Source organism: Pseudomonas sp. Irchel s3a18 (genome assembly GCF_900187535.1).
GTDB lineage: Bacteria > Pseudomonadota > Gammaproteobacteria > Pseudomonadales > Pseudomonadaceae > Aquipseudomonas.
Window position 1 is genome coordinate 24,842 of the sequence record NZ_FYDV01000003.1, and the last position, 9,314, is coordinate 34,155.

Sequence of the window (9,314 nt, forward strand, 5' to 3'; positions counted from 1 at the left end):
TCTGCACACACTCACCCTGCGTGGGTGGACGGTTTGACTGTAAGCCCGTAGGATTTGGCGTATGCGCCAATAAGCCCTCGAATCACGCCAATCATGTCGAACTCGCCGAAAACCATTCATGTGCTGGCCTTCGCCAATGTGCAATTGCTGGATGTCACCGGGCCGTTGCAGGTGTTTGCCACGGCCAATGACATCGCCGCCCAGCAAGGGTTGCCGCCACCTTATGCGCCGACGGTGATTGCCGCCGGGGGCGGGGCGGTGCGGTCTTCGGCGGGGTTGGCCATGCTCGCCGAACCCTTGCCGGAGCAACCCTCTGACACCCTGATCATCGCCGGTGGCTGGGGGATATACGCGGCGACGCAAGACAGCGGCCTGGTGCATTGGGTGCGCCAGCAGGCGGCGGTGTCGCGGCGCGTGGCGTCGGTGTGCACGGGGGCGTTTTTGCTGGCCGCCAGCGGCTGGCTCGACGGCCGTCGGGTGGTCACGCACTGGACGCGTTGCGAGCAACTGGCGCAGCAGTATCCGCGCCTGCGGGTCGAGCCCAATCCGATTTTCATCAACGACGGCCCGGTCTGGACCTCGGCCGGGGTCACGGCCGGCATCGACCTCTCGCTGGCGCTGGTGGAAGCGGACCTGGGGCGGACCATGGCGCTGGACGTGGCGCGGCAACTGGTGGTGTTCCTCAAGCGCCCGGGCGGTCAATCGCAGTTCAGCGTCACCCTGGACCTGCAGCGGCAAGGTAGTCGGTTTGACGAACTGCACGCCTGGATCGCCGAACACCTCACCCTGGACCTCGGCCTACCGGCGCTGGCGCTGCAAGCCGGCATGAGCGAACGCAGTTTCATCCGCCACTACCGCGCCGACACCGGCCAGACCCCGGCGCGGGCCATCGAGCAGATCCGCGTCGAAACCGCCCGCCGCCTGCTGAGCGATACGGTCGTGCCGATCAAGCGGATCGCAACGCAATGTGGCTTTGGCAGCGAAGAAACCCTGCGCCGCAGTTTCTTGCGGGCCATGGGGGTGACACCGCAGGCGTATCGGGAGCGGTTTTCGCGCGAGAGCGTGGGGGAGGAGGCCTGAGTCAGACGGCCTCTGGCTCCTGGGTTTCCATTTCCGTCATCTCATTGATGTACTTCGAGCGGTCCGGGGTAAACGTCACGACCATCAGGGTTCTGGAGCAGGTCAATGGGTGTTCCTGGGTCAGGTCGACATCCAGGGACTCGCCGCGCAGGCCCTGCCATTGGGCGAGGTATTTGAGGGAACCGTACTTTTCGCGCTTTTTCAGGCTGCGACTGACGCCACCTTTCCAGCCCAATACCGGAAGTTCACCGGCCAGGCAGCGCTGGGCCAGCTCGGGAAACCTGGCGGCGCGTTCGCGGCCGATTTCCCAGCATTTGATCAGGCCTTTGTCTTCGGCTTCCCAGAGTTGGTCCCGGGTCAGGCCGGTGCGCGGTGGTGTGTCGATGCTGCGATGGATGTATTGGCTCATTCGGGGTCCTTGAATTCGGGTTTTTGTTGCACAGCTCCGCTGTACCCGTTGAAGGATCGATCTTATGAGGGCAGTGACTGGCATGCAACCGCATATTTCTGGAGTGTAATGACCATTGGTACCAATGGTGGCAGGTTGTGTTGTTCAGTATTTGTAACACTATGGAACCAAGAGTTAGTAAATGCTTAGTGACGGTTGATTTTGTTTTTTAGGTAGTTATGAGGTATCAGGTAGAAGGCTGCGTAGTTGAGGAAGGCAAAAATGTAAAGATTCAGCATAAGTATTGAAGACATGAATGAAAAAAACACAATGTGTTGTCCGAATATTCTGAATTTCAGGTTGTGAGTGGCGAAATTGGTGAACGAAAAATAGCTCTGATAGATGAAAAACCAGTCAAGAAAAGGAAGGCTGACCACAACAAATAGGTACTTTCTTAATGAGAGATTTTGGAGGTTGATGGTGGGTGGGGGTGGTGCTTTTTGTATAAATGTCAATATCAGTAGAGTAAAGAAAGGGACTGCTAGGTTGATGTAGTTGCTGATGACTTTTGCCGTAAATGGGAAAAGAGAGGACCAGGCACCTACCTTGTCAAAAAGATGAAGGTCGATGATGTCTTCAAGTGCGGCGTAAGATGAGCTATTTGCATAGGGTGGAATGAAGGTTGCAAATATGAAGATCGGTAAAATACTGGTGGTGACAAGTATGAAAATTAATTTCGTGTGCTTTGATGCTGGATTGAAGGCTTTCATTTGAGTTCCTTTTTTAACAAGTAAGGCTTAGCCAGCCATTGAAGGCGGACTAAGCTGTGTGTTTCGTTATAAGCTATCGATGATAGAAGCTCTTGTGTTTTACAGTTGAGGTGGGTTGTTATTGGAGAGAGTCATAAATAATGTTGTTGATTTCGTCAACTTTTCCAGGGCTAAAATAGGCGGATGCAGCCGCCATTGAAATGGCCCCTGCTATGACGGCTGCGGATGTAGCAAGCCACGGCGCCATTAGCAAACTAAGGAGGGTCGCCATTATCGCTCCTGCAACTGGCCCTACAACAGTACCTGCAGCCGCACCCACTGCAATACTTTCAAGTTCAAGTAGAAACGGGTTCCAGTTGCCGGTTTTGAATCCGGCTATCGCTTTATTGGTGACGTTGTAGCCTTGAATCGATAGGCCCACCACACCAAAGGCTTTTCCTAGCCGTTTCACATTGTCGGAAAATGTTTTTGCATCCAGTGCTCTCAATGCACTTTCAATCGCCGCTGTATCTTTCTGGGTTAGTTTTAGTTTTGGATTGATTATGATTTTCTCGAATGTTTCAAGTGCTTGGTGATAGCTTCTGATTTTTTTGCCTGTAATATTTTTTTGTAGGTCTTGAGTGACAGTTCCGAGTTTGGTGCCGTATCGGGTGAGTATCTCTTTGTTCACCTCGCTTGCAAAATTCAGTGCACTGTTTAAATCCAGGGCTTCGGCGGTAGGGTCGAGTTGTGCCTTCACTGTGTACAACGCAGGTAGTCGAGCTTGCAGGTTTTTTATTTCATCCAATAGCACGTCATCTCTGTAAGCTGCGTTGATGGCTGATAGTTCTTCCTCGAAAGAAATGTCAGGAGAAAGGTTGTTGTCACGGGAGCGCTCAAGGAAATCTTTGAGGTTGGAGTGTTTGAAGTCAGTATATGGGTACTTGCTCAGAATTTCCTGGTAAGGTTGGGCTTCGACTCGTCGTTTTTCTATCATTCTGTTGTAGAAGGAAATAACCCCGTCGACAAACTCCATTGAAGTCGAAACCGGCTGATCGATGGCGGCAGCGGCGTCAATTTCAGATTTTAATCTCTGTTCAATTGTGGACTTGTCAATGTTGTGTTGGTTAGTAATTGAGTTGCGTCGTGCATCATATTTAATGGACCAGTTACGTATTGCTGCCCAGGTTTCTTCTTCCGGTGATAGCGGTATTTGTGCCTGCTGTGCGGCAATCTCTTGCGCACGGACAAGCAACCTCCCCAAAGCGTCAGACGTTTCGGACAGGTGTTTGGCTGACTCTGTGTTCAGCAGTGACGCATGGTAGTCCGCCCATCGCTGCCCCAGTTGGCGGGTTGCCTGTAGCTTTACGAGGTTGTTCAAAGCCTCAAGTTCTGGCTTGCTGAGCGGCGACGTGATATTCGGGTTGGCTCTAGCATAGCCTCCTGCAGAAGCTTGTTTGCTTGCAATCATCGCATCCAGTACGGTTTTATGATGAGAGAGTGCCGGGACTGGAGAGATCCCTTGAATAGATTCTGTTGCGGCAGAAACTTCCTGCTGGAGAAAGGTCGGAAGCAGTTGGATGTGGATGTCTTTTTCCTGGTTGATCGTCGATAGTCTGTTGTTTAAGGAAGTCTTCCATGTGGCCTCGTTGCCCGCTGAAACAGCCTCCGTCTCGTTTCGTTTAATGGCCAGACTATCCAGTTGCCTGCTTAAGATTTTCATGCTCAAAGAGAGGATCTTGAGTTCCTGCGCAGAACCGTAGGTTTTGTCTAGGAATGCGAAGGCGTTTATCAGCGTGGAGCTATCATGTTTAAAGTCTTTTAGCGCGTCCGTAAATTTTTTGTATGTCAGTTCTCTCATAAGAAAGAAGGGATTGTGCCCATACAAGGCATAGGCCTCTGGAATGAGATTTACATAGTTGTTGTGTTTTGTGCTGATCATGTCGAGTATTACAGCTTGGTCTATGCTTGCGGCATCGCTTGAAGATAGTGGCTGCGCCCGCTTGGCTGCTTGTCTCGCGGCTTGTAATTGTTCCTCAACGACGTTTGAAAGTCCGTTTAAGCGTGCCTTAGTCTCGGCTTCAATAATTTTCTGGCTGGAGGCGTACTCTTCAGACAGTACCTTGCTTGCGGGTTCATTTCTTGTGTCATGTTTAGTTGATGCACCGCCTTCACCACGACGGGGCCTGTCTGAGGGACCCCATTCGCCGTTACTGTTAATGTATCCACCACCATGATTGTTGCCAATGGGTTGTTCATTGTATGGTGTGATGACGACAGGTGTTTTAATGATCCATGTTTCGTTCATTGTTAACCTTCCTTGGGTGTGATTGGCGTTTTGCTTAAGCGTTTTGAATGCGTTTCTTTGAAAAGTTGAATTTAGAGATTTATTTATTTTGGTGTAAGGATTTCGGTTTAAGTTCACTGTTCTGTGTGAGGTGCTATGTGCGCGTTAAGTCATCGGTGTGCGTCAGATGATCCGAACGTTGATATTTTTGTAAACAGAAAAGGCTAGCCCCGAGTTCTTCCTACGTGCAACCTGAAAACGCAGTCGGATCAATCCTTGTGAGCGAGGTTTGTGTAGGAACTAAGAGTAGGGCACGGGGGATGAACGTGAGTTTGGCCAATGAGGTTGAGAGTGGCACACAGAACCGTGAGAGGATCCCAAAACCATTTGGCGGGATTCTGCTGGAGGATTGATAAGTTAGTATGCGACTGCTGTGCTTGAGCACTGCCGTGGTCAATGAATGCTGGAGCCTTTGATTGGTAATCTCGACGTCATTATCTATTCGCAAACGGTACATGACAGATACTCTGGTTTTGAGCGAAGACATCCGTTATTTAAAACATTTACGATGTATTCGGTAATGTCATGTCTCTCTTCGGCATCGTTGGCGTAGTCGTGTTGCCCTATCTGCTCAATTTCAAGCTCAGGATGCAGTGCCCCCTCACTGAATGTTTCAACAGTTGCCCTTTCGGTTCGTGCCCTATTGCATGTCGGGACGTGCGAGCAACGTTCCGTCACTCACACTCGCGTTTTGATTGCCGTGATGCCAATCGGCAGGTGGTGTTTGCTCTCGATGGTATGCACAAACGTGCGGTTTGAGGCTGAACGTTGGTCGTTGACGCCTATCAAACGGTGGATGTTACAACGACCTGTTTTCATGTCCTTGGCGCGCACAGACTTACGCAACGGACAGCTGTATAGCAGTCACCACTTGTCGCATACGACGCGTTGAGCTGAACTGTGCCCGGGCTCAATACTGAAGTCTCAGCAGGCTTGTCAGTCTCGTAGAACCGGAGCGACTTATGCTCAGTAGTCGACAGACTTGCGTCATGTACAAGTCTACTGTTGCAGTTGCTGCACCAAGCAGCAGGCCACTTCAGTTCGTGGGCGAAGAAGGCGGTAGCTTTTTCAAGATGTCGTTATCCAGTCTGAACCACCGATTCTTTTGCTTCAATTGTCGGAAACGTTGCCGTTCGGACGTTAACGGCTTACCGATCCGGCGAGTCCCAGCTGCTCCGATTCTTACAGCTGAACTCCGGGCCGAACCGTCGAATCAAAAAGACTGTGATCCCGGCAGGCCTGTGAAATCGCTCTTAGTCGGTTACCCATTTTCCTATTGGAACGATGAAATTTCGGCGCTGCTCACCACATGCTTGAAGTGATGCCGCCACAAATCGGTACCCAGTTTGCCGGAGCGATCCAAGGATGAGCCCAGGGTCAGGTCGCTGATCAGCGTCGGTTGCAGACCGGCATCGAACAGGGCGAAGCCCGCCGCCAGGACGCAGGTATCGGTCTGGATGCCGCACACCAGCACTCGCTCCGGGGCCAGGTCTTTCAGGTAGGCAATGGTTTCAGGCGTGGGGGCGTAGCCGTGCTTGATGAAGATTTTGTCGGCGGCGACCAGGCTGTCGTCGTCCGGGGCCGGCGTCCAGCCGAGCTGGCGGGCGAAGGGGGTCCGGCTTTCGTCGTGACGTTCGACGGTGGCCACCGACGGCAAGCTTCCTAACAGATTGTTGATACCGCTGATCAGCCAGGCCGGCGGGCTGAACGAGGGTTGCACATCAATGATCAACAGCACCTGGCGCATGGGATTGCCTTGACGAGTCGGCTGGCTTGGCGGGGTAGTTTGCCTTGGCGCGGGTCACTTGCCCACGGGCGCATGGTTGCGCAACCCCCGCAACAACACCTCCAGCCCCTGTAACGCTTCGTGCAATCGCTCTGCCGGGGCTTCGTCGCGTGCGATCCACAGCGCCGCCTGTACCAGGCTGCCATTGATCAGGCGCGCCAGGGCCTCGGGTGGGGCGGGGGTGATGAAGTGATGTTCCATCAAGTGTTCAAGCAAACGCCTCAGGGTTGCTACACAGTCGAGTTGCAGGCTCAACGTCAGGTCCCCCAGCACGGCGGGGGCGTCCAGCAACAGGATGCGCTGGATCTCATGTTCCTGGGCCATGTACAAATAGGCCGTGCAACGCTGGCAGAACCCGCTCCATGGGTCGCCGGCACTGGCCGAGATGGCGTCGAGGCGGGCGTCCATTTCACTGTCGATCTGCGCGACCACCGCCGCCAGCAAGCCCTTTTTGTCGCCGAAATGGTGATACAGGGCACCGCGCGTCAGGCCGACCTGGGCGGTGAAGTCGTCCATTGAGGTATTGCCATAGCCTTGGGTGCCGAAGGCATGGCGGGCACTGGTGATCAGTTTGGCGCGGGTTTGCTCGATCATTTTGGCGCGTGGTTGCTGGTCCATGGTGTCCCTCGAAACGATCTTGCGGTTTGACATACGCGGCGTATGTTTGCATGATTTCAGACATACGTGTCGTATGTGATTTTAATGCACGGAGGCTTTATGGCAAGTTGCACCCCCCAAGGAGAGGCAAGACCCCCGATGGCAAACCCCTATTCGGTGTTATTCAAGGCCCCGGGCAGCCGGGCCTTTGTGCTGGCCGGGATGCTCGCGCGCATGCCGATCTCCATGACTGGCATCGGCCTGATCACCATGCTCGCGCAGTTACAGGGCGGTTACACGCTGGCCGGCTCGGTGGCGGCGACCTTCGCCCTGGCCACGGCGTTTTGCGCGCCGCAGGTGTCACGGATGGTCGACCGCTTCGGTCAGGGCCGGGTGCTGCCCGTCGCGGCGTTGGTCGGCGGCGGTGCATTGTTATTACTGTTGCTGTGCACCCGTCTGCAGGCCCCCCAGTGGACGCTGTTTGTGTTCGCCGCGCTGGCCGGTTGCATGCCGAGCATGTCGGCGATGGTGCGGGCGCGATGGACCGAGATCTATCGTGGTCAACCCGAGTTGCAAACCGCCTATGCGCTGGAGTCGGTGCTCGATGAGGTGTGCTTTATCGTCGGCCCGCCGCTGTCGGTGGGCTTGTGCGTGGTGGTCTTTCCCGAGGCCGGGCCGTTGGCGGCGTTGCTGGCGCTGGCCATCGGCGTGACGGCGTTCGTGCTGCAACGCAGCACCGAGCCAGCCATTCACCCCCATGATCGGGAGCAGCCAGGCTCGGCCATTGCTTCGCTGGAAGTGCGCTTGCTGATCCTGCTGATGATCGCCCTGGGTACCATCGTGGGGGTGATCGACGTGGTCAGCGTGGCCTTCGCTCAGCAGCAGGGGCAGCCGGCGGCGGCGAGTATCGTGCTTTCGGTGTACGCCATCGGTTCGTGCCTGGCCGGCCTGGCGTTCGGGGCGTTGAAATTCGACGTACCGCTGCCGCGCCTGTTTCTGTATGGCGGGGTGGCGACCGCGGTGACCACGCTGCCGTTGCTGCTGGCGAGCAATATCTTCGGGCTGGCGCTGGCGATGTTTGTTTCCGGACTGTTTTTTGCTCCGACGCTGATTGTGGCCATGGCCTTGGTGGAGCGCATCGTACCGCCGGCCAAACTCACCGAAGGCCTGACCTGGCTGGTCACCGGCCTGAGTATTGGCGTGGCCATCGGCGCGGCGGGTTCCGGCTGGCTGGTGGATGCCTTTGGCGCCCGCAGCGGTTTCTGGCTGGCGATTGCGGCCGGTGTCGTGGTGCTGGGTGCGGCGGTGCAGAGCTTTCGCCGACTGGCCTGAGCGGTTGCGACTAATTTGCTCCGGGCATCATCCGTTCCCCTTACAGACAACCTGTATGTGAGGGAAATGCGGTGACCCAGCTGACATTGCTGTGCCTGCCTTATTCGGGCGCCAGCGCCATGTTCTACAGCCGCTGGCGGCGTACGCTGCCGGACTGGGTGCAGGTCAGGCCGGTGGAGCTGCCGGGACGCGGCGCGCGGTTCGACGAGCCGTTGCAGACCGACATGCGTGCGCTGGCACTGCAATTGGCCCGCGAACAACGCGCGACCCTGAAGGCGCCTTATGCCTTGTTCGGTCATAGCCTGGGTGCCTTGCTGGCCTGTGAAATGGCCCATGCCTTGCGCACCCTGGGCACGCCGGAACCGGTGGCGCTGTTTGCCTCCGGGACGGCCGCACCGACCTTGCGCTCGGACTATGACCGTGGCTTCGCCGAGCCCAGGACCGACGCCCAATTGATCGAGCAGCTACGCAGCCTGCAAGGCACCAGCGAAGAGGTGCTGGGCAACGAAGAGCTGATGAGCCTGACCCTGCCCATCCTGCGCGCCGACTTTCTGTTGTGCGGGCGTTTTGCTCCTGTCGAACGCCCGCTGCTCAAGTGCCCGGTCCACGTGTTCGGTGGCAAGAACGACCGCGCTACCCCCGAACAATTGATCGGCTGGAGCAAGGAAACCCTGGGTAGCTTCTCGCTGGACATGCTCGCAGGCGGGCACTTCTTCATTCATGAGCAAGAAGCCAGGGTGCTGCGCGCGGTAAAGAATCACCTGGAAATCCATCATCGGCGCCATGCCAGGGTAGCGGTGGGTTAGCCCTTTGCCTGTGGGAGCCGGCTTGCTGGCGAAGGTTGCACCGCGGAGTGCCTGATGCACCGCGTTCGCTGGTAAGCCAGCTCCCACAGAGGCTCGCCGGGTCTTTGATTTCTCGCTTTTTCGCCCTTCTTTGATAGTTGTTCTCATTCGTTAATTTTTCCTGTCTGCATTCGTTTTATAGGGATCACGTGCCTTTGTGCTTCCTGCTTACTGATCCGGATGCTGAGAA

Annotated in this window: 8 protein-coding genes; 3 read left to right on the top strand and 5 right to left on the bottom strand. The window is 55.6% G+C overall.

Translation table 11 applies throughout. The features are described 5' to 3' along the window. The first annotated feature begins 93 nt into the window (after positions 1-93). The gene (locus CKW29_RS05405) at positions 94-1,080 is read left to right on the top strand and encodes a GlxA family transcriptional regulator (protein WP_095147290.1); all 987 of its coding nucleotides are present in this window, start codon (positions 94-96) and stop codon (positions 1,078-1,080) included. Between the two features lies 1 nt (position 1,081). Here the strand turns inward: CKW29_RS05405 and CKW29_RS05410 are convergent, their stop codons facing one another. The 5 genes from CKW29_RS05410 to CKW29_RS05430 form a co-directional block, all read right to left on the bottom strand. After that, positions 1,082-1,489 carry a hypothetical protein gene (locus CKW29_RS05410; RefSeq protein ID WP_095148026.1) on the bottom strand — a complete coding sequence of 136 codons (408 nt, stop codon included), beginning with the start codon at positions 1,487-1,489 and terminating at the stop codon, positions 1,082-1,084. A 185-nt stretch (positions 1,490-1,674) separates the two neighbouring features. After that, complete coding sequence (locus CKW29_RS05415; protein ID WP_095147292.1) at positions 1,675-2,238, bottom strand: hypothetical protein; 564 nt, start codon at positions 2,236-2,238, stop codon at positions 1,675-1,677. Between the two features lie 118 nt (positions 2,239-2,356). Further along, positions 2,357-4,525 (bottom strand): colicin-like pore-forming protein, encoded by a 2,169-nt coding sequence (locus CKW29_RS05420; RefSeq protein ID WP_095148027.1) that lies wholly within the window; start codon positions 4,523-4,525, stop codon positions 2,357-2,359. Between the two features lie 1,312 nt (positions 4,526-5,837). Further along, the gene (locus CKW29_RS05425) at positions 5,838-6,311 is read right to left on the bottom strand and encodes a cysteine hydrolase family protein (RefSeq protein WP_095147294.1); all 474 of its coding nucleotides are present in this window, start codon (positions 6,309-6,311) and stop codon (positions 5,838-5,840) included. A gap of 54 nt (positions 6,312-6,365) precedes the next feature. After that, positions 6,366-6,968: a TetR/AcrR family transcriptional regulator gene (locus CKW29_RS05430; protein ID WP_095147295.1), complete on the bottom strand. Its 603-nt coding sequence runs from the start codon at positions 6,966-6,968 to the stop codon at positions 6,366-6,368. A gap of 138 nt (positions 6,969-7,106) precedes the next feature. Here CKW29_RS05430 and CKW29_RS05435 point away from each other — a divergent pair, with 138 nt between their 5' ends. Then, a complete protein-coding gene (locus tag CKW29_RS05435; RefSeq protein ID WP_095147296.1) occupies positions 7,107-8,279 on the top strand; it encodes an MFS transporter in 1,173 nt (390 codons plus the stop codon). A 71-nt stretch (positions 8,280-8,350) separates the two neighbouring features. Further along, positions 8,351-9,085 (top strand): thioesterase II family protein, encoded by a 735-nt coding sequence (locus tag CKW29_RS05440; RefSeq protein ID WP_095147297.1) that lies wholly within the window; start codon positions 8,351-8,353, stop codon positions 9,083-9,085. Positions 9,086-9,314 lie beyond the last annotated feature (229 nt).